This is a genomic window from Pseudarthrobacter sp. 01T43 (assembly GCF_056398665.1).
In genome coordinates, this window is record NZ_JBFTPV010000002.1 from 330,717 (window position 1) to 355,054 (window position 24,338).

Annotated in this window: 22 protein-coding genes; 2 read left to right on the plus strand and 20 right to left on the minus strand. The window is 64.7% G+C overall.

What is annotated here, in order from left to right; genetic code table 11:
* Positions 1 to 83 precede the first annotated feature (83 nt).
* The 17 genes from AC1DIM_RS03160 to AC1DIM_RS03240 form a co-directional block, all read right to left on the minus strand.
* Complete coding sequence (locus AC1DIM_RS03160) at positions 84 to 1,739, minus strand: amidohydrolase (protein WP_477709035.1); 1,656 nt, start codon at positions 1,737 to 1,739, stop codon at positions 84 to 86.
* Positions 1,740 to 1,824: 85 nt separating this feature from the next.
* Positions 1,825 to 4,749 (minus strand): DEAD/DEAH box helicase, encoded by a 2,925-nt coding sequence (locus AC1DIM_RS03165; RefSeq protein WP_477709036.1) that lies wholly within the window; start codon positions 4,747 to 4,749, stop codon positions 1,825 to 1,827.
* Between the two features lie 24 nt (positions 4,750 to 4,773).
* The gene (gene tatC, locus AC1DIM_RS03170) at positions 4,774 to 5,568 is read right to left on the minus strand and encodes a twin-arginine translocase subunit TatC (RefSeq protein WP_477709037.1); all 795 of its coding nucleotides are present in this window, start codon (positions 5,566 to 5,568) and stop codon (positions 4,774 to 4,776) included.
* 48 nt (positions 5,569 to 5,616) lie between these two features.
* A complete protein-coding gene (gene tatA, locus AC1DIM_RS03175) occupies positions 5,617 to 5,907 on the minus strand; it encodes a Sec-independent protein translocase subunit TatA (RefSeq protein WP_477709038.1) in 291 nt (96 codons plus the stop codon).
* Between the two features lie 32 nt (positions 5,908 to 5,939).
* A complete protein-coding gene (locus AC1DIM_RS03180; RefSeq protein WP_477709039.1) occupies positions 5,940 to 6,287 on the minus strand; it encodes a hypothetical protein in 348 nt (115 codons plus the stop codon).
* 10 nt (positions 6,288 to 6,297) lie between these two features.
* Positions 6,298 to 8,283 carry a helix-turn-helix transcriptional regulator gene (locus tag AC1DIM_RS03185; RefSeq protein WP_477709040.1) on the minus strand — a complete coding sequence of 662 codons (1,986 nt, stop codon included), beginning with the start codon at positions 8,281 to 8,283 and terminating at the stop codon, positions 6,298 to 6,300.
* 104 nt (positions 8,284 to 8,387) lie between these two features.
* A complete protein-coding gene (locus tag AC1DIM_RS03190; protein ID WP_056340002.1) occupies positions 8,388 to 8,783 on the minus strand; it encodes an FKBP-type peptidyl-prolyl cis-trans isomerase in 396 nt (131 codons plus the stop codon).
* Positions 8,784 to 8,821: 38 nt separating this feature from the next.
* Positions 8,822 to 9,793, minus strand: coding sequence for an FKBP-type peptidyl-prolyl cis-trans isomerase (locus AC1DIM_RS03195; RefSeq protein WP_477709041.1), 972 nt, complete (start codon positions 9,791 to 9,793; stop codon positions 8,822 to 8,824).
* 109 nt (positions 9,794 to 9,902) lie between these two features.
* Positions 9,903 to 11,267 carry a Pup--protein ligase gene (gene pafA / locus AC1DIM_RS03200; protein ID WP_477709042.1) on the minus strand — a complete coding sequence of 455 codons (1,365 nt, stop codon included), beginning with the start codon at positions 11,265 to 11,267 and terminating at the stop codon, positions 9,903 to 9,905.
* Position 11,268: 1 nt separating this feature from the next.
* A complete protein-coding gene (prcA, locus tag AC1DIM_RS03205; RefSeq protein ID WP_477709043.1) occupies positions 11,269 to 11,988 on the minus strand; it encodes a proteasome subunit alpha in 720 nt (239 codons plus the stop codon).
* Between the two features lies 1 nt (position 11,989).
* Entirely contained in the window at positions 11,990 to 12,811 is an 822-nt protein-coding gene (gene prcB, locus AC1DIM_RS03210) for a proteasome subunit beta (protein WP_477709044.1), read from the minus strand.
* A 79-nt stretch (positions 12,812 to 12,890) separates the two neighbouring features.
* Entirely contained in the window at positions 12,891 to 13,094 is a 204-nt protein-coding gene (locus AC1DIM_RS03215) for a ubiquitin-like protein Pup (protein ID WP_255770229.1), read from the minus strand.
* A gap of 85 nt (positions 13,095 to 13,179) precedes the next feature.
* A complete protein-coding gene (dop, locus tag AC1DIM_RS03220; RefSeq protein WP_477709045.1) occupies positions 13,180 to 14,853 on the minus strand; it encodes a depupylase/deamidase Dop in 1,674 nt (557 codons plus the stop codon).
* Complete coding sequence (gene arc / locus AC1DIM_RS03225; protein ID WP_477709046.1) at positions 14,850 to 16,601, minus strand: proteasome ATPase; 1,752 nt, start codon at positions 16,599 to 16,601, stop codon at positions 14,850 to 14,852. Before arc ends, dop begins: the two co-directional genes overlap by 4 nt.
* Before the next feature lie 83 nt (positions 16,602 to 16,684).
* Positions 16,685 to 17,761, minus strand: a complete 1,077-nt coding sequence (locus AC1DIM_RS03230) for a tRNA (adenine-N1)-methyltransferase (RefSeq protein WP_477709047.1) — start codon at positions 17,759 to 17,761, stop codon at positions 16,685 to 16,687.
* Between the two features lie 109 nt (positions 17,762 to 17,870).
* On the minus strand, positions 17,871 to 19,034 hold the full coding sequence (locus AC1DIM_RS03235) for a site-2 protease family protein (protein ID WP_477709048.1): 1,164 nt from the start codon (positions 19,032 to 19,034) through the stop codon (positions 17,871 to 17,873).
* Positions 19,031 to 19,762 carry an HAD family hydrolase gene (locus tag AC1DIM_RS03240; protein WP_477709049.1) on the minus strand — a complete coding sequence of 244 codons (732 nt, stop codon included), beginning with the start codon at positions 19,760 to 19,762 and terminating at the stop codon, positions 19,031 to 19,033. The genes AC1DIM_RS03235 and AC1DIM_RS03240 overlap by 4 nt, the downstream gene beginning before the upstream one ends.
* Before the next feature lie 150 nt (positions 19,763 to 19,912).
* On the opposite strand from AC1DIM_RS03240, the gene AC1DIM_RS03245 reads away from it, so the two are divergent.
* A complete protein-coding gene (locus tag AC1DIM_RS03245; protein WP_477709050.1) occupies positions 19,913 to 20,818 on the plus strand; it encodes a PAC2 family protein in 906 nt (301 codons plus the stop codon).
* A 67-nt stretch (positions 20,819 to 20,885) separates the two neighbouring features.
* Here the strand turns inward: AC1DIM_RS03245 and mshC are convergent, their stop codons facing one another.
* Both mshC and AC1DIM_RS03255 read right to left on the minus strand, forming a co-directional pair.
* Positions 20,886 to 22,163 carry a cysteine--1-D-myo-inosityl 2-amino-2-deoxy-alpha-D-glucopyranoside ligase gene (mshC, locus tag AC1DIM_RS03250; protein WP_477709051.1) on the minus strand — a complete coding sequence of 426 codons (1,278 nt, stop codon included), beginning with the start codon at positions 22,161 to 22,163 and terminating at the stop codon, positions 20,886 to 20,888.
* Between the two features lie 15 nt (positions 22,164 to 22,178).
* Complete coding sequence (locus tag AC1DIM_RS03255) at positions 22,179 to 23,012, minus strand: undecaprenyl-diphosphate phosphatase (RefSeq protein WP_477709052.1); 834 nt, start codon at positions 23,010 to 23,012, stop codon at positions 22,179 to 22,181.
* 50 nt (positions 23,013 to 23,062) lie between these two features.
* Here AC1DIM_RS03255 and AC1DIM_RS03260 point away from each other — a divergent pair, with 50 nt between their 5' ends.
* Positions 23,063 to 23,998, plus strand: coding sequence for an aldo/keto reductase (locus AC1DIM_RS03260; protein WP_477709053.1), 936 nt, complete (start codon positions 23,063 to 23,065; stop codon positions 23,996 to 23,998).
* 47 nt (positions 23,999 to 24,045) lie between these two features.
* Here AC1DIM_RS03260 and AC1DIM_RS03265 read toward each other — a convergent pair whose 3' ends face one another.
* The gene (locus tag AC1DIM_RS03265; RefSeq protein ID WP_477709054.1) at positions 24,046 to 24,312 is read right to left on the minus strand and encodes a hypothetical protein; all 267 of its coding nucleotides are present in this window, start codon (positions 24,310 to 24,312) and stop codon (positions 24,046 to 24,048) included.
* Positions 24,313 to 24,338: the final 26 nt, after the last annotated feature.

A 24,338-nucleotide genomic window follows, 5' to 3' on the forward strand; every position in this document is an offset into this window, starting at 1 on the left:
GCGGTCGGAGCACCTGATCATCAGCGGAGTCACTGGCTGGCAGGCGCAACTACCCATTATAGGGCGCTGGCCTGCGCTTCGGATCAGGAACGCAGCGCCGGACTGGAAAACAGCTCGCGGCCGTCCCTGACGGTCTGCAGGCACACCGGGTCCCTGCCCGTGTCCAGCGCCGGAAGCAGGGGCGTGCGCGCCCTCGGATCCGTGCTCCAGGACTGCACGCGCCCGTCCGCAACCTGGACCATCAGTTCTTCGACGTCCCAAACAGCGAAACTGGCCGGCGCACCAGGAACCAGCTGTCCGGCCATGGGGTTGTGGTACCTGGCGGCACGCCAGCCCGCCCGGGTATGGCCAAGGAATGCAGCACGGGCCGAGATCCGCTCGTCGTGGTTGTGGTGTTCCAGGCAGGCCCGCACACTCGACCAGGGCCGCAGCGGCGTCACCGGGCCGTCGCTGCCGAAGCAAATGGGAACGCCCGCCGAATAGAACGAGGCAAACGCGTTCATGGACCGGCTGCGGTCACCGAGGCGCTGCTGGTACATCCCGCCGTCGTTCCCCCATGCGGCGTCGAAGCGGGGCTGGGCGCTGACAGTGACGGAGTACCGGGCAAGCTGCTGAACGGCTCCCGTATCCGCTAATTCCACATGCTCGAAACGGTGGCCGGCAGCACGGATCCGCTGCTCCCCCACTTCAGCGGCGGCGAGCTCCAGGGCCTCCAGTGCGGCGTCGAGCCCGGCATCACCGATGATGTGGAAGCCGCCCTGGATGCCCAGGAGGGAGCAGGCTGCCAGGTGGGCGCCGGCCTGCCGAGCGGTGACGTACAGGCTGCCCCGTTCCCCCGGCGCGTCGGTGTAGCCGTCCCGCAAGGCAGCCGTCCGGGAACCCAGGGAACCGTCGATGTTCAGGTCGCCGGCGAGGCCGCGCACGGAGACGCCGAGCCCGTCCAGCAGGTGTTTGGCGTGTTCCTCCGACGTGGCCAGTTCGCCCCAGTAGGGAAGCACTTCCGGCACGGCTCCCTCGGCGGTGTCAGTGTTCCAGGCGGCGGCGAGCCGAAGATCGGCGACTCCACCGATGTGCGGCGCCGCCATCTCCGCGACAGCCACGTAGCCGTTTTCAGCCGCTTCCTTGAGGGCGCGCAGCTGGTAGCCACGGAGGCGGAAGTCAGGAAGGCGCCGAGCTGCCTGGCGTGCCGCAGTGTGCGCGGCGCGCAAGACCTGAGCGCCCGAGTCGTAGCCGTCGAGCCCGGCCAGACCGGCATCGGCGGCGAGTGAGGAGGACACCAGGGCCGAATGCGCGTCCACCCTGGACAGGAAGACAGGACGGCCGCCGGCCGCCAGCTCCAGTTCATCGGCGGTGGGCAGGGCAGGATCCTCCCATGCGGAATCGTCCCAGCCGTGGCCGAGGATAGGGCCTTCACCCCGGGAAGCCGACACGGCGTCGAGGAGTTGCCGGGCGGACCGGACACCGCCGAGTTGCAGGGCATCCAGGGCAATCCCGGTCTCTGTGAGGTGGACATGGGAGTCCACAAACCCCGGGGCGACGAGGGCCCCATGGAGATCGATGATCTCCATGGACGAATCGGCGATCGAGGACGCCGCCTGTTCGGAGCCCACCCAGGCAACGGTGTCGCCGTCCACCACCATGGCGGTGGCCAACGGATCCGCTGCAGAGTACACAGAGCCGTTGCGGTACAGGACCACCTTCCGTTCGGACGGGGCGGGCACGGTGGAACGTTCAGTCATGGGGCAAGTCTCCTGGATTAGGGACGCAGCAAGTGCTGCCGGTCAGTGAAAGAAGTATGTTTTGGGAGGCCTGCTGGCTGTTGCCTCAGAGAACTGAGGAGTACGCGACAACTCCGCGGCGGATCAGGGAAATGGCTTCGGAACACAGCCGGGCCAGCCGCGGATCCAGGCCGGGAATCTTGGCCAACTGGTCCAGGAGGTCGATGACCTGTTTGACCCAGCGCACAAAGTCACCGGCCGCCAGGTCCGTGCCGTTCAGCACCTCCTGGAGGTGCCGGCCCTTCGCCCACTTGTACATGGGCCACACCAGGCCCAGCTCCGGTTCGCCGGTCAGCGGCAGCTTGTTTTGTTCTTCCACGTCTTCCAGGGCTGACCATTCACGGACCACCAGGTCCACCGACGATTCGAGCGCGATGCTCGGCATCCGCGGGCGGAGGCCCCTGTCCTCGCGTTTGGCCTGGTAGACCAGGACGCTCGCCAGGGCTGCAACTTCGACGGCGTCAAGGTCACTGAAGGCGCCCAAACGCAGTGACTGGGAGATCAGGAGGTCCTTCTCGCCGTAGATCCGGCGGAGGCGCTGGCCGTCGGAACTGATGGACTGGCGACCATCCGCACCGGCCTCCAGGTAGCCGTAGGCCGACAGGACGTCGCACACTCGGTCAAAGGTCTTGGCGATGGTGTTGGTGCGGCCTTGGATCTGGCGGACCAAACCGTCCGTTTCACGGCGCAGTTTCCACCAGCGCTCTGACCAGCGGGCATGGTCCTCACGCTCGCTGCAGCCGTGGCAGGGGTGAGCCCGGAGTGCGCGGCGAAGCTCCGTGATCCGCTTCTCCTGGTTGGGCATGACGCTGCTCAACCCGAAGTCCGTGCTTCGGCCGGGGGCTGGCGGCCGGTTTTCACGCAAGGCATTCCGTGCTGAGGAGGCGAGGTCGCGCCGGGACTTAGGGACCTTGGCGTTGAACGCCTTGGGAATCCGAATCCGGGTCAGGGGAGAAATGGGGCCTTCGAGGTCTTCGGTGCCGATCCGGCGGAGCTGGTTGTCGAGGGTCAGGACGGCCGGCCGCGGCTCCCGGCCACTGTGGTCCGAACTCAGCACAACGGCCAGCCCGGGTGCACGCCCTCCCGGCACGTCAACCACGTCACCGGGCATCAGCCGGGCAAGTGAGTCTTCGTTCAGGGACTTCCGGGCGCGGGACTTGGTGCGTGAGGTGACATCTTCGGCGTCGGACAGTTCCCGGCGCAGCCGGGCGTACTCGGTAAAGTCACCGAGGTGGCATGTCATGGATTTGGCGTACCCGGTGAGGGACTCTTCCCTGCTGCGCACCTGCTTGGCGAGCCCCACCACGGAGCGGTCTGCCTGGAACTGCGCGAACGAGGACTCGAGGATTTCCCGGGCCCGGGCCCTGCCAAACTGGGCCAGCAGATTGATGCTCATGTTGTATGTAGGCCGGAAGCTTGACGTCAGGGGGTACGTCCGGCGTGAGGCAAGGCCTGCCACCGCGGCCGGATCGGTACCCGGCTGCCAGAGGACAACGGCGTGGCCGTCGACGTCGATGCCCCGGCGGCCGGCTCGTCCCGTCAGCTGGGTGTATTCCCCCGCCGTGATGTCCACGTGGGCTTCGCCGTTGAATTTGTCCAGCTTCTCCAGGACGACGGAACGGGCAGGCATGTTCACGCCCAAGGCGAGAGTCTCGGTGGCAAAAACAGCTTTGACCAGGCCCTCGACGAAGAGTTTCTCCACTACTTCCTTGAAGGTGGGCAGCATGCCCGCGTGGTGGGCGGCGAAACCCCGCAGCAGGCCCTCCCGCCACGTCCAGAAGCCCAGGATGTCCAGGTCCTCAGACGGGATATCCTGCCCGGCCTCGTCAACGCGCTGGGCGATGATCCGCTGCTCCTTCTCCGTGGTCARCCAGAGACCCGAAGAGACACACTGCGCCACGGCGGCGTCGCAGCCGGCCCGGGAGAAAATGAAGGTGATGGCGGGCAGCAGGTCCTGGCGGTCAAGGCTGGCGATCACCTGCGGCCGGCTGGCCCTCCGGACAGCGCCGGGCTGGGCCCCCTGTACGGGGCGGGCGTCCGACCGTTGCCCGTGCTGCCGGCGCTGGCTCCGCCCGCCGTGGCCGAACCGCCCACGGAAGCTCTCCCGGCTTTCGCTGCGGGCCATTGCGAGCAGATCGGGGTTAACCTCGAACCCCCGGCCCGCGGCGCCGTCTCGGGTGGCGGAGCCCGGTCCTGGAGCCAACTCTTCCCGGACCGGCAGGGGTGTTCCTGTCTCGGCATCGGCCGGCGGCGCTATTTCGTCGAAGGTGGTTTCCCCGGCGAACAGGTCCACAATTTCCCGGCCTACCATCACGTGCTGCCACAGGGGCACGGGCCGGTGCTCGGAAACGATGATGTCTGTGTCGCCGCGCACGGTGTCCAGCCACGCCCCGAATTCCTCTGCATTCGAAACCGTTGCACTGAGCGAGACAACCTGGACTTCGCTGGGGAGGTGGATGATCACTTCCTCCCAGACTGCGCCGCGGAATCGGTCCGCAAGATAGTGGACTTCATCCATGACCACAAAGCCGAGATCGTCCAGCGTGGCGGAGTCGGCATAGAGCATGTTCCGGAGCACTTCGGTAGTCATCACCACCACCGGGGCGTCGCCATTGATGCTGGTGTCACCCGTCAGGAGCCCGACGTTTTCTGCCCCGTACTTCTCAGCGAGTTCGGTGAATTTCTGGTTGCTCAGGGCCTTGATGGGCGTGGTGTAGAACGCCTTGAGGTGCCGCTCCAACGCGAGGTAGATGGCGAATTCCCCGACGATGGTTTTGCCGGCACCGGTCGGTGCAGCCACCAGCACTCCCCTGCCTTCCTGGAGGGACTGGCACGCCAGGCGCTGGAATTCGTCAAGTTCAAAGTCGAGGGTGCGGACAAACCCGCCAAGGTACGTGCGCGCCTCGGCCGTGCGTTCCCTGCTGGCCCGGTAACTTTCAGAGGGCGAGAGCGGCCCGGAAATAGAGGACATACTTCAAGCCTAGTGCGCTGGGAGCTACAGGTTATTCAGTTCACTGCCCGGGGTCGCGATGTCGGCTGTTGCGTCCGTCTCGGCGGCACGTTTAGCCTGCCGCTTGTCCTTGCGGTTGTCGTTGACGATACACAGCCCGATCGCGGCGAAAAACAGGACCAGGAGTGGCGCAGCCAGCAGGAACATGGACAAGGCGTCCGTCCCCGGTGCTGCCAGGGCGGCCAGGACAAAGACCAGGAAGACGATGATCCGCCAGGCTTTGAGGATGGTCCGGCCCCGCACCACACCGGCCATGTTGATGCCCACCAGAATGACCGGCACGAGGAACGAAACGCCCAGGATCAGGAGCATCTGCGTGGCGAACGTGAGGTAGTCGGTGGCGGAGATGTTGTTGGCGCCGGTCTGGGGCGTGAACTGGAGCAGGGCCCGGACTACCGTGGGGAACACCAGCCAAGCCACAAATACGCCGGCCAGGAACAGCGGTACGGCAGCGGCCATAAAGCCGAGCGTGTAGCCGCGTTCCTTCCGGGTCAGCCCGGGGGTGATGAACGCCCAGACCTGATAGATCCACACCGGGCTGGAAATCACCAGCCCGATCTGGATGGCGATCTGGATCTTGAAGGCGAACGGGTCCGMGATGGTCGCAAAGTTCAAGACCGCCGTCCGGCCGGTTTCATGTGCGATGGCAATCAGTGGAGCCGACAGGCTGGTGACGACGGGGTCGTACAGGAACCAGCCGCCCACGGCAGCGAGCAGCACAGCAATTGCCGATTTGATCAGCCGGTTCTTGAGCTCTTTGAGGTGATCCCAAAGTGCCATCCGCCCCTCTGGGTTGGATTTACGGCCCCGCGTCAGTGCCACTTTGCGTTATGCGCGGTTCGACGGCGGAACGTCGGTGCCGTTGGTCGGCTCACCGGGCTGAGTTGGTGCAGGCTTCGCCTGCGGGTGATTAACGATTTTGCCTTCCACGGGTCCTGACTCGGTGTCGGTGGAATCGGTCTTGCCGTCGTTCTTCATTTCCTTGACTTCGGATTTGATGATCCGCATGGACTGTCCAAGGCTACGGGCCATGGCAGGGAGTTTAGGCGCAGCAAAGAGCAACAGCGCAACGACGATGATAATGACAATTGGCCACGGGCCATCAAAGAGTCTTCCCACGGGAATTCCTTTCCTCTAACAACATCCTACGTCTAACTGAGATCCAGATCGCGAAGTGACTGGGGCTGGCCCCGGTCAGTCTTTCGTTGTACGCGCCTCTGGCGGCGGTTCTCCCGGCGGGATGACTTGGATGCGTCGTAATCATGTCGCATCTGTGCCGGGGAGGCAAAAACGGCTGCGCCCGGCTGGGCTGGCGTGGCATGCTGCAGTTCGGCGGTAGGTGTGGCCGGTGCCAGGTGCCCGAGTTTCGTACCGGCGGCGCCGAGGTCCTTCAGCGCCGCCATGACCTGCCGGTACAGCCGGATGCCCAAGAGGACATAAAAGAGCAGGGACACCGCAACAAGCGCTATCCAGATCAGGATCCAAGACCACCAAGGCATGCTGACGAGTCTAACTGCCGTACCGCCCGAGGGCCGCCTCGATCCAGCTCCGCGCTGCAACCGCAAGCCCTGACGGTTCGAGGATCCGGGCGGCGCCGCCATGCTGTGCCACGAACATGGGAAGCCAGGTGGTGTTGCCGAACCGGATTTCGGCCACCAGCCCGCCGTCCGGCAGGGGCGCCACCCTTTCCGCATAGTAGTCGTCGGCAAGCCCTGCGCCCTGTTTAGTGAGCTGCACCCGGACGGTGGTGTCGTCGTCGTTCGGAGTGAACAACTTGGCCGGGAAACCTTCATCAGGCCGGATCTGTGTGGCGGCGGGTTGACCGTTCGGCGCAATCGCCTGGACCCTGTCCAGCCTGAAGTTCCGCAAGCCCTCGGCGGAGTGGCAGTAGGCCTCGAAGTACCAGGTGTTGTCCAGCGAGTACAGGCGGAGCGGGTCCACGTCCCGTTCGGAGACCTGGTCCCGCTGCGGGGAAAAATACACCAGCCGCAGTTGGGACCTGTCCCGGACGGCGCTTCGGACGACATCGAGGACGGCCGAATCCGTGGGCCCCACTTCGGGGCCGGCCAGTGAGGCCGCACGCAGCCCCTCTTCCCCGGCCGCTGCCATCAGTTTGAGGGTGACGGACTCCAGGGCGCCGCCCTCCGCAAGTTCAGGCAGTCCGTTGAGTGTTTCCAGGCCGGTCAGGAGCGCACAGGCTTCACCCACGGTGAACCGGACCGGCCTGGTAAGGTCCAGGTCCTCGGTGATGTAGACGTGGCCTTCCTCCCAGTGGATGTCCAGAAGGTCGTCCGGGTATCCCCCAGGCAGACCCGAGCAGATGAGTATCCGGAGGTCACTTTCCAGTTCCCCGGGGGTGATGCCGAAGCGTGCGGCAACGTCCTGGATGTGCAGTCCCTGGTTGTGGACCAGGAAAGGCACCAGCTGCAGGATCCGCTTGAGCTGGTCCTCGGAGGTGCGTTTCCGGACGGACCGGCCGGGCGGGGAGTCAGCGAACCGGTAGCCGGGCACCGGAGCCGCGCAGAAGGTTGCAGCATTGTGCAGGCGGTGCCGCACGGCCACTACCAGTTCTTCGGGCTCGCGGGCCACGGCGTCCGGACCGTAGGAGGCAAGCTCCTCGGCAAGTACCTCAACGTCCCTGTAGTCCACGTGCAGCCTCTCGTCGCCGCCGTCGGGCGCTTCCGCGTCATTGGCGGGCACCGGCGTCGCGCGCCTGCGCAGGCCTAGGAGGCGGCCTTCCCGGACGTCCACGACGGCGGTGCGGAGCGGGAGTTCGGGAAGCCCGTCAAGTTCCTCGCGGATATTGAAGTTCGGCGGCGGCGAGTAGGTTTCCTTATCCAGCACCGAGACAGGGCCAGTGAAGCGGGAGAGCCTGAAATGGCGGGGCGCCTGGCGGGACCGGTCAAAGCCGGTCAGGTACCACTGGCCAAACCGGCTGCCGAGGCCCCAGGGCTCCACCGTCCGCTGCTCCTCCTTGCCCGTGGTGCCGGCCAGGTAAGGGAAACTGACCGGATGCTGGGCGTGCATGGCCGCCACCACGTCATCGAACGCCTGGCCGGCCGGCCTGATCCGCGGCTGCACCCCCACGGGAAGTTCGACGTCGGCGAGGGTCCCGGAAGCCTGGAGCTTGCGGAGGGCATTGGCGGCGGCGGTGCCCAGGGCGGCGCGCTCCCACAGCTGGGAGGCGAGGAGGAGGACGGTCCACTCCCCCGGGCTGAGTTGGACGTCGGGCAGGCGGTTGGATTCCTTGCCGATGCGGTAGCGGGTGGTGGCCGGGTCATCCTCGCTCCAGCCGTGGTCAGTCACGGTTTCCACGTCAAAGCCGAACTGGCGGAGGTCGTTCTTATCCCGTTCAAACATCCTGCCGAACGCGACGTCATTGCCGGAGGTGTCGTGATAGACCTTCACCCGCAGCTCCGCGCGACGCAGGCCGTATTTGGTGTTCAGAAGGGCTATCAGCAGGTTCAGCAGGCGTTCAGTACGGGATACGGACACTCTGGCTACGTTACTAAACTCATCCACGGAAAGCAGAAAGCGCGGCAACAACAGGAAAACAGCTCCTGATTGTTACCGCGCCTTCCGCTCTTTTGGTAGTCAGATCAGCGTACGCCGACGAGGTCCACGACAAAGATCAGTGCTTCGTTGGGGCCGATTGCTCCACCGGCACCACGGGAGCCGTAGGCCAGCTCGGAAGGAATCTCCAGGCGACGGCGGCCGCCAACCTTCATGCCCAGCAGGCCCTGGTCCCAGCCCTGGATGACCTGGCCGACGCCGACGCGGAAGTCCAGCGGTGCGCCGCGGCCCCAGGAAGCGTCGAATTCTTCGCCGGTGGACCAGGCCACGCCGACGTAGTGGGTGGAGACGGTGTCGCCCTTCTTGGCCTCGGCACCGTCACCTTCGATCAGGTCCGTGATGACAAGTTCGGTGGGGACGTCGCCTTGCGGGAAGTCAATTTCGGGCTTTTGGCGGTCGAAATCGCGCTGACCAAATGACATAGGTGCTCCTTTTGTTTGAGTGTGTGATGGGTTGGAAGTTACTTGACGCCCAGGATATCCACAACAAAGACGAGGTCACCCTTGGCGTCGCCCTGGCCGGTATCACCGTACGCGAGGTCCTTCGGGACGACCAGGAGGACCCGGGAGCCCACCGTTTTGCCTGCGAGTCCCTGGGTCCAGCCCTTGATTACTCCGGTCAGGGGGAAGCTGGCGGGCTGGCCGCGGTCGAAGCTCGAATCAAACTTCGTACCGCCCACGAGGTTGACGCCGACATAGTTGACGGTGAGCGTGTCAGTTTCCTTAACTTCGACGCCCTTGCCCTTAATCAGGTCCTGGGCGACGAGGGCAGTCGGCGCAGCGGCGCCGTCCACGGAGATCTCTGGAACACCCTTGTCATTTTCCTTAACGGTGGGGAGGCCGGCCGGCGGCGTAACAGTCTCGCCCTCGGGCTTTGCAAGCGGTGGCGTCACGTCTTTGACGGAGATCAGTTTGATCAGCAACAGCTGCGTGGGCTGGGCAGCGCTGCTGGGTGCGGGACTTGGTGTGGTGCCGTCGGGTGAGGCGGTGGCTGGCGCGGCGGCCTGACCGGGGACGGCGAGAGCCAGGGTTGAACCGATTTTCGCGCCCACAAAAGCGTTGTAAATGAGAGCGTTTCCGGTCTTCATGTCATCGCTGAGCTCGAGTGCTTCCGGCTCGCTCGGGAAGGTGTCTTCGAGCGTGGAACCGTCTGCGCCGCTCACGGCGAGGATGGAGATGTTGGCGACCTGGTTGGCTTTGACAGCGTCGCCGTCGCCTTCGGTGACCACCTTGACGGTGGGCTCCGTGACCTCAAGTGGCTTGGAAAACTCCACGCCGGGAGCCTTTTTGTCCCCGTTGTCCGTCAGTTTCAGGGAGTCGAACTTGGCAGTGTCGCCGGCCGATTGGCTGGTGGGTTCCGGTGCCGCGGGCGAACCGCCACAAGCGGTAAGCAGCAGCAGACCGGGGAGAAGGATTGCTAGGAGTCGGCGCACGTAAGAGAACTTTCGTCGGGGCAGGGTGGACGCGGTACCGGAACAGGCGCCCGGCACCGCTGCAGGGCCAAAGAATGGCCCTGTCAAGAATAGCCCCTGAACCTGAACGTCAGCCCATAGAGCCGAGGAGTGCCTCCACCCGGTCGTCGACGCTGCGGAATGGATCCTTGCACAGGATGGTCTGGTGGGCCCGATCGTTGAGCTTAAGGTGCACCCAGTCCACGGTGTAGTCCCTGCCCAGTTCCTGTGCCCGGCGGACGAAGTCTCCCCTGAGCTTTGCGCGGGTGGTCTGCGGCGGCACGTCCACTGCGTCCTTGATGACGGTGTCGTCCACGACGCGGCGGACGGCGCCCCTGGACTGCAGCAGGTAATAGAGGCCACGCGTCCGCGAAATATCGTGATAGGTCAGGTCCAGCTGGGCGATGCGCGGTGCGTCCAGGCCCAGGCTGTGCCGCTCCCGATAGTTGTCCATGAGTTTCTTCTTGATGGCCCAGTCGATTTCCGTGTCTATGGTGCTGGTGTTGCCGCTCTCGATGGCGTTCAGGGTCCGTTCCCAAAGATCAAGGATCATGGGAACGTGCGGGTTGTGGGCGCCGTGCTCCTGGACAAAGGCCGTGACCTTGCTCAGGTACTCCTGCTGGATCTCGAGGGCGGTGAGCTGGCGGCCGTTGGCCAGCCTGACCAGCGCACGGCCGCTGAGGTCATGGGAGATCTCGCGGATGCTGCGGATGGGGTTTTCCATCCGCATGTCCCGCATGATCACTCCTGCCTCAATCATGCGGAGAATCAGATCCACGGTACCCACCTTGATGAGGGCCGTGGTCTCGGACATGTTGGAGTCGCCCACGATGACGTGGAGCCGGCGGAAAAATTCAGCGTCAGCGTGCGGTTCATCCCGGGTGTTGATGATGGGGCGGGAGCGGGTGGTGGCCGACGAGACTCCCTCCCAGATGTGGTCTGCGCGCTGCGAAAACGCGAAGGTTGCCCCATGCGGGGTCTTCAGGATCTTGCCTGCTCCCGCGATCAGCTGCCGGGTCACCAGGAAGGGAATGAGGATCTCCGCCAGCCGGGAGAATTCGCCGCGGCGCGGGATCAGGTAGTTCTCGTGGCTGCCGTAGGAGTTCCCGGCAGAATCGGTGTTGTTCTTGAAGAGGTAGACGGTGCCGTTGAAGCCCTCGGCCGCCAGCCTTGCCTGCGCCTCATCCACGAGGTCATCGAGGATCAGCTCACCGGCGCGGTCGTGCGCAATCAGCTGTGCGAGGTCATCACATTCCGCAGTGGCGTACTCGGGGTGGGAGCCGACGTCGAGGTACAGCCGCGAACCGTTGGTCAGGAAGACGTTGGACGAACGGCCCCAGCTGACCACTTTGCGGAACAGGTACCGTGCCACCTCCTCCGGCGCCAGCGGCCGTGAATCGGGGCTCGAATACGAGATCCCGAATTCGGTTTCGATACCGAAGATCCTCTTGTCCATCTCAGTCCTCCTCCGCCAGCAGCGCCGTGATGTCGGCGTCGTTCAATCGTCGGAACGCCCTGCGGAAACCGCGGGTCGTCTCCGACTGCCTGTCCAGGACGGCAACCTCGACAGCCTTGGCCGGAAGGGTTGCTCCGGCGTCGCCCTGCTCAGTACCGCTGGCCAGTCCGCGAATAGCCAGCCGGACGGCGTCAGTGAACCGCAGCGAAGATCGCCAGCCCCCGGCGATAACGGCTGAGACCCGCTCCGCCTGGCCACCCATCACAATGAAGCCTTGCTCGTCCGCGATCGACCCGTCGAACGTCAGCCGGTACAGGTGGTCCTGTTCCGGTGTCGGGCCGACCTCGGCGACGGCAAGTTCCACTTCGAAGGGTTTCTGCTCGGCGGTAAAAACCGCGCCGAGGCTTTGCGCGTAGACACTGGCAAGGCCGCGGGCTGTGACGTCCTCGCGGTCGTAGGAGTACCCACGGACATCGGCGTACCGGACTCCTGCCTGCCGCAGGCTTTCAAATTCGTTGTACTTTCCAACAGCTGCGAAGGCGATTTTGTCGTAAATCTCGCCGATCTTATGCAGCGACGGGGAGGGGTTCTCGGCCACCAGGGCAATGCCGTCCTGGCAGCTGATGACCACCACGGACCTGCCGCGGGCGATGCCTTTCCGTGCGAAGTCAGCACGGTCCTTCATCAGTTGTTCGGGCGAAACATAGAACTGCTGCGTCATCTCAGGCCTCCCGTCGCTCGGCGGACCGGGCTTCGATGATGCTTCCCGCAACCACCGCAAGCTCCGATTCGGGGATGCGCCTTGCCCCGTCGCGGTTCACCGCATATACCACTGGCCACAACTGGCGGACGGGGTCGGGGCCACCGGTGGCGGAGTCGTCGTCGGCCGCGTCATAAAGCGACTCCACGGCCACGGAGACCGCCTCGGCCTCAGACAGGCCCGGGCGCCAGAGCTTCTTCAGGGCGCCCCGGGCAAAAACCGAGCCGGAGCCCACCGTATGGTGCTCGCGTTCTTCGTACCGGCCGCCGGTGACGTCGTAGGAAAAGAGGCGGCCCACCCCGGCGGTCGTGTCAAAACCCGCAAACAGGGGAACCACGGCGAGTCCCTGCAGGGCCATGGACAGGTTCCCGCGGATCATGGCACCAAGCCTGTTGGCCTTACCGTCCAGGCTGAGGAGCGTGCCTTCGATTTTTTCGTAGTGCTCCAACTCCACCTGGAAGAGCCGCGTCAGGTCGATGGCGATACCGGCGGTGCCCGCAATGCCCAGTACTGAGTACCGGTCCGCCGGAAAGACCTTCTCGATGTGCCTGCTGGCAATGACGTTGCCCATCGTCGCGCGCCGGTCACCGGCCATCAGCACGCCACCGCCGTAGCTCATCGCCACGATGGTGGTCGCGTGCGGCACTTGCAGCGGAGCTGCCGGTGCTGTTGTCGGTGTCACTGAACGGTTGTAGGGAAGCAGGTCCGGCCGGTCCCGCTGCAGATGCTCGGTAAATGACGACGTCGCGTTGCCGGCTACCTGATTGGCGGTTGATTCCTGCACTGGTGCACTCCTTGAACGTGGTCCTACTACGTCGGTACAGCTTCCGGCCGGTGCGGCTACCGCCCCGCTGGGATCCGGGTTACTGGCCGCCCTTTTGGACGAAGGCGCGGACGAATTCTTCGGCGTTGGACTCAAGGACGCCGTCGATTTCGTCCAGAAGGTCATCGACGCCCTGGGTGGCGGCCGAGGCCTGCGCATCCGGGGCCGCAGGTGGCGCCTCGGGGATGTCTTCGTCGACTTCGCTGTCCCGCGACTGTGGCTGCTGCTGTTCCTGGCCTGCCATCTTAATCTCTCCTTCTGCAATCATCGGATCCGGGCGGATCTGCTGATACGCCCATATTGCCACGCCGTGCGCCCGTCGGCGCGGTTTACGCCGGAGGCGGAGCGGTGTTGTGCCCAAGGAGTTCAGCGAGGAACGGGCCGGCCGTTCGGTGGCGGGTGAAGAGTCCTCCCGTGAGGGCCCTGGTGCCACGGAGCGGCTCCCTCGTCGGCACCCGCTGCAGCCGGCCATAGCCTGGGACATCGAAGATGACGGAGTCCCAACTGGCCCCCACCACGTCCTTGCCGAAGCTGCTGACGCAGCGTCCGCGGAAAAAAGCGCGCGTATCGGGCGGCGGTTCGGTCACGGCCGTGGCGATAGCGGCGTCGTCGACGATCCGCTGCATGCGGTTCCTGGCGAGGAAGCGGTAATACAGGCCCTTTTCGGGTCGGATGTCGGCCCATTGCAGATCCACCAGGCCAAGCCTTGCATCATTCCAGGCGAGGTTGTCACGGTCCCTGTAGCCCTCCATCAGGGAAAGTTTCGCCAGCCACTCAACGGAGGTGGCTGCCGTGTTCCGGTCGGAATCGAGTTGTGTCAGGGTGGCGGCCCAGCGTTCCAGAACGTCGTGGGTGTGGCCGTCTCCGTCGACGGCGTCGGCAACGCCTGTGTCCTGGGCCAGTTTGGCCGCTGCCTCGTGGTAGATCCACTGCAAATCCAAAGCTGTTACCCGGCGGCCGTCCACCAGCCTGAGCCTGGTGGTCAGCGAGGTGTCGTGGCTGACCGCCTGGAGTGCCTGCACCGGTTCGTAGACCTCCACCTTGGGCGCCAGGCCGGCTTCGATAAGGCTCAGGACGAGCGCTGTGGTGCCGAACTTGAGGTAATTCGAGGACTGGCTGAGATTGGCGTCCCCGATGATGACATGCAGGCGCCGGTATTTGTCGGCCGTGGCGTGGGGTTCATCGCGGGTGTTGATGATGGGGCGGCGGATGGTGGTCTCCAGCCCCACCTCGGCTTCGAAAAAATCCGCCCGCTGGCTGATCTGGTAACCGGGCGTGGAACTGTCCTGCCCGAGGCCCACCCGCCCGGCCCCACAGATGATCTGGCGAGTGACGAAGAAGGGCGTCAGGCCACGCACGATGTCCCCGAAAGGCACGGAGCGGGGCATGAGGTAGTTCTCGTGGGAGCCGTACGAGACGGACTTGTTGTCCGTGTTGTTTTTGTAGAGGTTGACGGGCGGAAGCTCAGGATCCATGGCGAGGCGCCGCACCGCTGCCAGTGCCACCAGGTCTCCGGCAGCATCCCAGATCACTGCGTCACGGGGATTGGTCACCTCGGCGCTGGAATACTCCGGGTGGGCGTGGTCAACATAGAGGCGGGCGCCGTTTCCGAGCACCATGTTCATCAGCAGGCTGCCGGCTTCGTCCTCGCCGTCCAGTTCGAGTTCCTCCCGGCCGTAAGCCAACGCCACAGCTTCGGCGTCGAGCACCGGCGGCTGGTCCGTGAGCTGGCTGGGGTGGGCAGAGGCGCGTTCAAGGGTCCAGCCGCGGGCATCGTGCAGCGGCTCCTCGTCGGTGTAGTCCCACCGGGTTTCGGCCCCGCCGGCCGCGCGCTGCCGCGTCACCTGTGCGTATGCCTGGACAACCCGCGCGGACATCATGGTGGCGTTGGCTCCCGGTGCGGAGGGGGCGTGGATGCCGTACTCCGTTTCCGCACCCATGACGCGCATGGCACCGCCTGCCGGGAGCGAGTCCCCGACGGGGCGTTCCGGTCCTGCGGTCATAGGTACTGTCCCGTGCTGGGCATCGTTTCGATGGACTTGCCTGGCTCCTGTCCTGCCTTGCCCTGCACAATGGTGCGGATGTAGGTGATCCGCTCCCCCTTCTTACCGGAGATCCGGGCCCAGTCGTCCGGGTTGGTGGTATTCGGCATGTCCTCGTGTTCGCGGAACTCGTCCACCACGGCGCGCAGCAGGTGCTCGATCCGGAGGCCCTTCTGATGCAGGGTGAGGAGATCCTTGATGGCGTACTTCTTGGCCCGGTCCACCACGTTCTGGACCACGGCGCCGGAGTTGAAGTCCTTGAAGTAGAGCATCTCGGTGTCACCGTTGGCGTAGGTGACTTCCAGGTACTCGTTGGACTTCTCCGTGGAGTACATGGCTTCAACCGTGCGCTGGACCATGGCGTCCACCGTCGCCTGCACGTCGCCGTCGTGTTCGGCCAGGTCCGATTCGTGGAACGGCAGGTCAGTAGTGATGTATTTGTTGAAAATGTCCGCCGCGGCTTCGGCATCGGGACGCTGGATCTTGACCTTCACATCGAGGCGGCCAGGGCGGAGGATGGCGGGATCAATCATGTCCTCACGGTTGGACGCCCCAATGACAATGACATTGTCCAGCCGCTCCACGCCGTCGATCTCACTCAGGAGCTGCGGCACGATGGTGGTTTCGACGTCGGAGGAGATCCCGGTGCCACGCGTGCGGAAGAGTGAATCCATCTCGTCAAAGAACACCACTACCGGGCTGCCGTCCGAGGCCTTCTCCCGGGCCCGCGAGAAGATCAGGCGAATGTGCCGTTCGGTCTCCCCCACGTACTTGTCCAGGAGTTCCGGGCCTTTGATGTTGAGGAAGTAACTCTTCAAATCCACATTGCCGGTCCGCTCCGCCGCCCGCGCGGCAAGGGAGTTGGCAACGGCCTTGGCGATAAGGGTCTTGCCGCATCCTGGCGGACCGTACAGCAGAATGCCCTTGGGGGCCTTTAGCCCGTGTTCCCGGTAGAGGTCCGGGTGCAGGAACGGCAATTCCACGGCATCCCGGATCTGCTCGATCTGCGGCCCGAGGCCGCCGATATCCTCGTAGGTGATGTCGGGGACTTCTTCGAGGACCAGGTTTTCCACCTCGGAGCGGGGCACCTTCTCGAGGGCATAACCCGTGCGCGAATCGATTGACAGCGCGTCACCCACCCTGAGCTTTTCGTTGAGCAGGGCGCCGGACAACCTGATGACGCGTTCCTCATCCGCGCGGCCCACCACCAGCGCGCGGTCCGTACCCAGCATTTCCTTGAGCGTGGCGAGTTCGCCGGCGCGCTCATAGCCGAGACCGGCAACAATCAGCAACGCCTCGTTGAGCAGGACTTCCTGGCCGACGGATAGCTGGCTGATATTCACCAGCGGGCTGATCCCCACGCGCATCTTCCGGCCTGCGTTGAAGATATCCGCGGATTCCTCGGTGGCCGCCTGCCCGCTGTTGCCGGCCGACGGCATGCGACGGGGATTGAGCTGCAGGATGGTGCCGAAGCTGTATGGGGGCTGGCCCTCCTGATCGAGGGCATTCTTCAGGCGCAGGATCTCGGCTTTCGCCGCTTCCAGCATGCTGACCAGCTTGGAATTGTTCTGCGTTGCAGCGGCAAGCTGGCGGTCGATGTGCCTGAGTTTGTCCCGAAGGACATTGACCTGCCTGTCCGCAACCGACAGTTCGTTGGCGGCAGACTGCTCCGCCGGTGTCCGTCCGGAGTCCTGATTCGGCGTCTCCATGATGCATCAGCCCCTTCCTGCGCTTCTTGTTAAGACCTTAGCCCCAAGTTGGCAGGTACTGCTGGAGACTCCCGAAATGTGGACTAGTTCGTGATCTCCGGGCCGTCCTTGACGTTGGTGCCGGCGATGGCATCGCGCGCTGCCCTGCGGAGCTTCTTGTCGGAGACCAGACGTTCGCCAACAGCACCGGGAGTCCAGGCATTGACATCTTCCTCGTTAAAGTCCGTTTTCGAAGGACGGCGCTTGACTGAAATACCTGTGACGCCGTCGGCCAGCCGGCGAGTGACCAGGAGGAACCCGGTGTGGGCCACCATGCGGTGGTCCGGGCGCACTGCCAGGCCCTCGAGGTGCCAGCCGCGGACCATGGACTCCCAGGCGTCCGGCTCGGTGAAGCGGCCATCAGCGCGGATGGCCTCCGCCGTCCGGGACAGTTGGGTGACGGTGGCGACGTAGTTGATCCAGACGCCGCCGGGTGCCAGCACCGCGGCTACGGCGTCGAGGCACTCCCAGGGCGCCAGCATGTCCAGGACCACGCGGTCTACGGAACCGGGAGCTTCGCTGCGGACCACTTCCTCCTGGAAATCGCCCAACGAGATCTTCCAGGCGGGGTGCGGACCACCAAAGATGGTCTCCACGTTGCCGCGGGCTATGTCGGCGAACTCTTCACGGCGTTCGAAAGAGTGCAGGTAGCCGTTGTCGCCCACGGCGCGGAGCAGCGAGATGGACAGGGCGCCGGAACCCACACCGGCTTCGACAACCCTGGCGCCCGGGAAGATATCGGCCATCGTGACGATCTGTCCGGCGTCCTTAGGATAAACCACTGCGGCGCCGCGGGGCATGGAGAGGACAAAATCCGAGAGGAGGGGGCGCAGCGTCTGGTACTGCTGGCCAACGTTGTTCACTACGACAGAACCGTCCGCCTGACCGATGATTTCATCGTGGTTCAGGAAACCGCGGTGCGTATGGAAGGCGCCCCCGATTTCGAGAGTGATGGTGTTCATGCGGCCGCGTTCGTCGGTCAGCTGGACCCGCTCGCCTACACGGAATGGTCCGCGGCGGCGGGCAGCCCCTACCGGCTGTGCACCGTTGGCAGCCCCACCTGTGGTGGATAGCGCCGTTGTGGACGGTGTTGCGGTGTCGGCGGCAGATTCGCTGCTCATGAGATTTCCTCGCTCCTGTAAGACTGTGGGGCCACGCATGGAAAATGTCCGCCCGGCGCGTTCAGCCCCGGACGGCCTTCCGGCGGCAGTGCATGACCGGCACGTAACTCTACCGGCTTTGGCCCTGCGGGTGCTTCCTTGGCCGGACCGCCTTGCCTGTGATGGCGCTCACTATCGCGTTCTGTGACAACAGCCCCGTCACTGCACCGTGGTGGTCCACCACGGCATATTCACGGCCCTCAAGCTGGGAAAGGTACTGGATCAGCTCCTGCCCCTGGGACCATTCGGGTACATACGCGCCAGCCACAAGGGCATACGAAACCGCCGTCGCAGGGGTGGAACCCGCAGCGGAATCGGGGACCGCAGCGAGGGCACGCAGGTCCACCACACCCTCCGGGCGTCCCTCCGGCCCGCAGGTGACAACCGCGGTCCCTTCCGTCGACAGGCGGCGGACGTCGGCCACAGTGGCGGTCGCGGGAATTCCGACGGCGGGAGTTGCCAGAGCGGTTGCGCTCACCAGGTGCAGCCTCCCGCGCAGGGTGCCCTGCTGGATTGCCGCGCTGGCGCCCATCCACAGGAATCCGCCCACGAGGACGGTGATCATCAAGAGGCTGAAGTCAGGAGTCACACCAGCCAGCAGGGGCATCGCAATGAACCAGAAGCCCAAGGCCACCACAATGAGGCGGCCGGCCCAGCCCGCGGCGACGGTGCCCTTGGCTTGGCTGCCGGTCGCCTTCCAGACGGCAGACTCCACAATCCTTCCGCCGTCCAGCGGGAGCCCGGGAAGGACGTTGAAGATGCCAATGACGAAGTTGGCCCACATAAAGATGTTGGTCAGGGTATCCGCCACAATGCCCAGGCTGCTGCCGGACAGGACCAGCCAGGCGCCGCCGGCGAGGACCAGGTTGGCTGCGGGCCCCGCCAGCGCCACGATGACGGAGCGGGCAGGCGTGGCCGTGAAGTTCTCGAATTGAGTGTGGCCGCCCCAGAGATTCAGCACGATCTTCTGCGTGGGCCAGCCGTAGATCTTGGCGGTGAGGGCGTGGGCCAGCTCGTGGACCAGGACTGAAATGAGCAGCAGCAACGCGTAGGCGAACGCCACGTAGTAGGCGGTCATGCCGAATGCCGGGTTTCGTTGCAGCAGGACCGGTCCATAAACGATGACCGTAAAGGCTGCAATCACAAACCATGAGTAGGCCAGGATGACCGGGATTCCGGCGATCCGGCCGAGACGGATTCCCTCCCTGCGGGCAGGGGCGGGGGTGTCGCTCAAGACAGGCTCCCAAACGTCGGCGCCGTGCCCTCCGCGGCCGCCAGGCTGCCGGCCGCAATGGTCTCCAGCTCTAAGACGGTACGCCCCGCAAGGGAATCCCAGGTTGTGTGCCTGGGGTCGTCGGGGAGGGGAACGATGTGGGGAATGGCCACGGTGGCGACCCCTGACGCGAGGGCCGCAGCCACGCCGGGCGCCGAGTCTTCCAGCGCGACACAATGTTCGATGGTGAGCCCCGGGTCAGCCTCTTGGAGCAGTTCCACGGCTTTCAGGTACGCCTCCGGATGCGGCTTGCCCTGCGTGACGGTGTCTCCCGTGACCAGGAACTCGAAGTAGGGCTTCGGCAGGCTCGCCACGATCTCGCGGGCAAGCGGCCCCTCGGACATGGTGACCAGCGCACACCGCACGCCTGCCTGGTGCAGGTCATCGAGCAGTTCCCTCGCGCCGGGACGCCACGGGACGGCACGTTGGACGCTTTCGATGACCTCCGCGGTCAGGGCGTCGATGATCTGCCTGGTACCCAGCCGGACGCCGGCCTCCTGCAGGACGCCGGCCGAAAACGTCAGGGCCTGCCCCACCAGTTGGGTGGCCTGATCGTGGGACCAGGTGCCTCCGTGTGCTTCCACGAGGGCGTGTTCCGCGGCGATCCAGTACGGTTCTGTGTCCACGATAGTGCCGTCCATATCCCAGAGAACGGCGCGGAGCGGTGAATCGGAGGGTGAGGATCGCATGCGTTCAGTCTACGGTGCAAGGCTGAATGCCAGCCGTGGGGTACGCCCTTGGCGAATATCGTCAGGCGTTCGCGCATGGATTCGCGACCGGCACACGTTTTGGGCCTGCATTCACTGCATCGCCCGTGTCCTTGGACGTAGGGTGAAGAAATGAATAGCTTCGACGGAGACACCACGGAACCAGGTGCCGCGCCTGAACAGGAGCAGTTTCTGCTGCCAGTCGCCGATGGGGAGCGCATCACTGTGATGCTGGCGGCTTTTGAGGGCTGGAACGATGCCGGTGAGGCCGCCAGCGACTCGTTGCGCTACCTCAACAAGGCGTGGGACGGCAAGAAGGTCGCGTCCATCGATGCCGACGAATACTACGACTTCCAGTTCACGCGTCCCACTGTCCGCAGGAACGCTTCGGGGGAACGCAAGATCAAGTGGCCTTCCACCCGCATCTACAAGGCGGCTGCGCCGGATTCGAACGTGGACGTCATCTTTGTCCAGGGCATTGAGCCGTCCTACAAGTGGCGGGCGTACACCGCCGAATTGCTAGTCCACGCCGAGGCGTTGAAGGTGGACTACGTGGTTCTGGTGGGTGCGCTGCTGGCCGATGTCCCCCACAGCAGGCCGATCCCGGTGAGTACTTCCTCGGATGATGCCCCGTTGCGGGAACGGCTCAATCTGGAACCGTCCCAGTACGAAGGACCCGTTGGCATTGTGGGGGTCCTGTCGGAGGTGGCATTGCTGGCCGGCATTCCCACCCTTTCCCTATGGGCCGCGGTCCCCCATTACGTGGCCCAGGCCCCGTCGCCCAAGGCACAGCTGGCTCTCATCCACCGGGTAGAGGAACTGCTCCAGGTACCGCTGGACACACACGAGTTGGCCGAGGAGGCTGCCGCGTGGGAGCGCGGCGTGGATGAGCTGGCTACCGAGGACCCGGAAATCGCCGCCTACGTCCGCCAGCTCGAGGAAGCGAAGGACACCGCCGACCTTCCGGAGGCGAGCGGCGAGTCCATTGCGCGCGAATTTGAGCGCTACCTCAAACGCCGGGGCCGCGAAAAACCCTGAACCCGGCGCCGCAGTGACCGCCGCCGCGATGCGGCCGCGGTCACTGGCTTAAAGCGGTGTCACTGAGTTAGAGAACGACGCCGAGCAGAGCCTCGACTGCGTCGCTCACCAACGCTTGATCCTGCTGGCAGCCCGCTTCGGCTGACGCGTTCGCGTTGGCGGCCCACCGGTCAACAGCTGCCAGCGCCGCAGGCGCGTCAAGGTCGGCGGCCAGGGCGGACCTCATTTCACGGATCATACTGGCGGCGGAGCCAGCCGACGCAGCGGCGAGGCCACGGCGCCAGGCAGCAAGCCTCGCCTTGGCTTCCTCGAAGCCTTCCGGGGTCCACGACCAGTCCGAACGGTAGTGGTGGGCCAGGATCGCCAGCCGGATGGCAGCCGGCTCCTCACCGTTTGCCCGCAGCCTGGATACCAGCACCAGGTTGCCCTTCGACTTGCTCATCTTTTCGCCGTCGAGGCCCACCATGCCCGCGTGGGCGTAGTGGTGGGCCAGCGGGACGCCGGCCAGCGAATAGGCGTGCCCGGCACCCATCTCGTGATGCGGGAAGATGAGGTCCGAGCCGCCGCCCTGGACGGTAAACGGTGCGGGGAGGTACTGCTGGGCTATGACCGTGCATTCGATGTGCCATCCCGGCCGGCCCTCGCCGAGCTCACCGCCGGGCCAGCTGGGCTCGCCGTGCCGGGCCACCCGCCAAAGAAGGGGGTCCAGAGCCTGGCGCTTGCCAGCCCTGCCGGGATCGCCACCACGTTCGGCGAACAGCTCGAGCATTTCGGCATCCCCCAGGCGGGAAATTGAACCAAGCGTCCAGGCATCTGCGGCGATCGACTGCTTTCCGGCGGCCTCGACGTCGTAGTAGACATCGCCGTCGGGTTCCCCCGCGGCCCCGGCCACGCGATAGGCGAGGCCCAGTTGAAGCAGCCGCTCAATGGCAGGAACGATCAGGTGTACGGATTCGACGGCGCCGACGTAGTGGTCCGGCGCGATCACGTTAAGGGCTTCCATGTCCGTCTGGAAGAGTTCAATCTGGCTCGCTGCCAGGTCACGCCAGTCGACACCCGTGGCCGTGGCGCGCTCCAGCAGGGGGTCGTCCACGTCGGTAACGTTCTGGACGTAAGCAACCTTAAGGCCGGCGTCGCGCCAGGCCCTGTTGAGGAGGTCAAACGCCACGTAGCTGGCAGCATGGCCCATATGGGTGGCGTCATAGGGGGTGATGCCGCAGACGTACATCGACTGCTCGCCACTGGCCGGAAGGCTGACCTCACGTCCCAGGGCGGTGTCGAACAAACGGATGGTCGGCATGGTGCCGGGCAGCACGGGAACAGGGCGGGAAGTCCAGGATTTCACAGCCCAAGCCTACTTCTAGGCGCTGATGACATTGAAACCGAGCAGAAGATAGAGGGCCAGGCCAAGGAGGATCCGGTACCAAACGAACAGCCGGTAGCTGCGGGTGGAGATGAATTTGAGGAACCAGCCGATGATGACGTAGCCCACCACGAGGGCGATGACGGTGGCCAGCGCCGTCTCCGGAAGGCCGAACGGGCCGGTGATGCCGTCCTTTGCAACAACTTTGTACAGCTGGTATAGGCCACTACCGAACACTGCGGGGATGGCGAGCAGGAACGAGTAGCGCGCCGCGGCCTCGCGGGTGTAGCCCATCAGGAGGCCTGCGGTGATGGTGCCGCCAGATCGTGAAACGCCGGGGATGAGGGCCATGGCCTGGGCAAGCCCGTACAGGATGCCGTGCTTGTAGCTGAGCTGGGTCAGGTCCCTGTCCTGCTTTCCCACGGCGTCCGCCACGGCCAGGATCAGGCCGAAAACGATCAGCATGGTGGCGACGATCCAAAGGCTCCGCAGCACCGACTCGATCTGGTCCTGGAACAGCAGGCCCAGCACGATGATGGGCAGGCTACCAAGGATCACCAGCCAGCCCATGCGCGCGTCAGGGTCCTGGCGCGAGACTCTTCCCGTCAGCGAGCCTGCCCACGCCTTGAAAATCCGGACGATATCGCGCCAGAAGTAGATCACCACTGCCGTTTCGGTTCCGAGCTGGGTGATGGCTGTAAACGCCGCCCCCGGATCGGAAGCGTTGGGCAGGAACTGCCCCACAATCCGCAGATGCGCGCTTGAAGAAATCGGTAGAAATTCGGTCAGACCCTGTATTAGGCCCAGCAGGGCCGCCTCAATCCAGTTCACGGTAAGACACTACGTCATGCGCCGTGTTGAATCCCCGTAAGCTTGCAGCTATGCAGCAGCGTTACGTCGGCAACAGTGGCTTGCGAGTCTCCGCCCTTTCCCTCGGCACCATGTCCTGGGCCAACGAAACGGACGAACAGGACGCATCGGAGATATTGCGCACATTCGTTGACGGTGGCGGAAAGCACATCGACACGGCAGCGTCTTACTCCGAGGGCCGCGCCGAAGCGATGGTCGGTTCGTTGCTGGGTGATGTGGTCTCCCGCACCGAAGTCTCTATTTCCACCAAGGCGGGGACGTCGACGTCGGAAGGCCGGCGGTCCGTGGACACCTCCCGCAACGCGATGCTGAGTGCCCTGGACGCCAGCCTGGCGAGGCTGGGGACTGACTATGTGGACCTCTGGTTCGCCCAGGCCTGGGACGGCAACGTCCCCTTGGACGAAACGTTGTCAGCCCTCGAATTCGCGGTCCGCAGCGGCCGTGCCCGTTATGCTGGCATTGCCAATTTCAGCGGTTGGCAGAGCGCCAAAGCAGCCGCGATAGCAGGGTTTCCGCTCGTCGCCGCACAGGCCGAGTACTCCCTGCTCCAGCGGAAACCTGAAGCGGAACTGGTCCCCGCAGTCGAAGACGCGGGCCTGGGTCTGATGGCGTGGGCACCTTTGGGACGCGGGGTGCTGACGGGCAAATATCGCGGCAGCATCCCGGCGGATTCCAGGGCCGCACGCAGTGATACCGCGCCCTATGTGGAGCCTTATTTGGAGCAGCAGCCATCGAGCGTGGTGGAAGCCGTGGCTATGGCCGCGAAAGGACTGGGCAGAACGCCACTGGATGTTTCGCTGAGCTGGTTACTGGCACAGCATGGCGTGGCCACCGCGATCGTCGGACCCCGGACACCGATCCAGGCGAAGGAGATCCTCGCTGCCCAGCTGACCCGGCTTCCGCCGGAGATAGCACGTGCGCTGGAAGACGTGTCCCAACCCGCCTGAGGTTGCGGGAACTGCCGCTGCTGAGGAAACTGAAGGGACGGCGTGCTTCATTCCTCGACGATTTCGAGGTCCTCATCGTCGTCGATGCCGGCTTCCTCGTCCTCATCCTCATCGTCGTCAAAAACCTGAAGGGGCGTCACTTCGCTGTAGGCCTCGTAGAGCGCGTCTTCATAAACTTCGAAGGCATCTGCGACCGCAAAAAATGCTGCTTCGACGGCGGGATCCCCATCACCCCGCCTGTTGGATGCTGCTATAAGGTGTTCTTCCAAGGCGGTTGTCAGGGATTGAAGCGCGACACGCGGATCGATGCTCATGACTTCACGTTAGCCGGAAAAGGACG

Excerpts from the sequence above, each read along its gene's own strand:
- AC1DIM_RS03245 (WP_477709050.1), top strand. The coding sequence starts at position 19,913 with ATGAATAGCTTCGACGGAGACACCACGGAACCAGGTGCCGCGCCTGAA.
- AC1DIM_RS03230 (WP_477709047.1), bottom strand. The coding sequence starts at position 17,761 with ATGAGCAGCGAATCTGCCGCCGACACCGCAACACCGTCCACAACGGCG.
- AC1DIM_RS03265 (WP_477709054.1), bottom strand. The coding sequence starts at position 24,312 with ATGAGCATCGATCCGCGTGTCGCGCTTCAATCCCTGACAACCGCCTTG.
- dop (WP_477709045.1), bottom strand. The coding sequence starts at position 14,853 with ATGACCGCAGGACCGGAACGCCCCGTCGGGGACTCGCTCCCGGCAGGC.
- AC1DIM_RS03260 (WP_477709053.1), top strand. The coding sequence starts at position 23,063 with ATGCAGCAGCGTTACGTCGGCAACAGTGGCTTGCGAGTCTCCGCCCTT.
- AC1DIM_RS03160 (WP_477709035.1), bottom strand. The coding sequence starts at position 1,739 with ATGACTGAACGTTCCACCGTGCCCGCCCCGTCCGAACGGAAGGTGGTC.
- AC1DIM_RS03190 (WP_056340002.1), bottom strand. The coding sequence starts at position 8,783 with ATGTCATTTGGTCAGCGCGATTTCGACCGCCAAAAGCCCGAAATTGAC.
- prcA (WP_477709043.1), bottom strand. The coding sequence starts at position 11,988 with ATGACGCAGCAGTTCTATGTTTCGCCCGAACAACTGATGAAGGACCGT.
- AC1DIM_RS03180 (WP_477709039.1), bottom strand. The coding sequence starts at position 6,287 with ATGCCTTGGTGGTCTTGGATCCTGATCTGGATAGCGCTTGTTGCGGTG.
- AC1DIM_RS03240 (WP_477709049.1), bottom strand. The coding sequence starts at position 19,762 with ATGCGATCCTCACCCTCCGATTCACCGCTCCGCGCCGTTCTCTGGGAT.
- AC1DIM_RS03215 (WP_255770229.1), bottom strand. The coding sequence starts at position 13,094 with ATGGCAGGCCAGGAACAGCAGCAGCCACAGTCGCGGGACAGCGAAGTC.
- arc (WP_477709046.1), bottom strand. The coding sequence starts at position 16,601 with ATGGAGACGCCGAATCAGGACTCCGGACGGACACCGGCGGAGCAGTCT.
- pafA (WP_477709042.1), bottom strand. The coding sequence starts at position 11,267 with ATGGACAAGAGGATCTTCGGTATCGAAACCGAATTCGGGATCTCGTAT.